General features: G+C 65.3%; 1 protein-coding gene. It reads left to right on the forward strand.

Annotation, left to right across the window (positions count from 1 at the left end):
• Positions 1-65: 65 nt before the first annotated feature.
• Positions 66-510, forward strand: a 445-nt coding sequence (gene nth / locus D3D02_RS19000) for an endonuclease III (protein ID WP_147435748.1), incomplete at its 3' end; no start/stop codon positions are given.

Consider the following 510-nt stretch of genomic DNA (forward strand, 5'->3'; position numbering starts at 1 on the left):
TGACGACCGCCGCGGCGACCACCGGAACCCGAACGACTGAAACCGACCGGGTCGCACCCACAGGTATGGGCACGCCACTCGAAAACCGCGAGGCGCAGGCCGAGGAGGTCCTCGACCGACTGTACGAGGAGTACCCCGACACCACCATCTCGCTTTCCTACTCGAACCGCCTCGAGCTGCTCATCGCCGTCATGCTCTCGGCGCAGTGTACCGACGAGCGCGTCAACAAGGTCACCGCGGAACTGTTCGAGAAGTACGACGACGCCGCGGACTACGCCGCCGCCGACCAAGAGGAGCTGGCCGACGACATCAGCTCCGTCACCTACTACAACAACAAGGCGAAGTACATCCGCTCCGCGTGCGCGGACATCATCGAGAAGCACGACGGCGAGGTCCCGGACACCATGTCCGCGCTGACCGACCTCGCCGGCGTCGGCCGGAAGACCGCGAACGTCGTCCTCCAGCACGGCCACGACATCGTGGAGGGAATCGTCGTCGATACCCACGTCC

It is taken from the genome of Halobellus sp. Atlit-38R (assembly GCF_003665925.1).
GTDB lineage: Archaea > Halobacteriota > Halobacteria > Halobacteriales > Haloferacaceae > Haloquadratum > Haloquadratum inordinatus.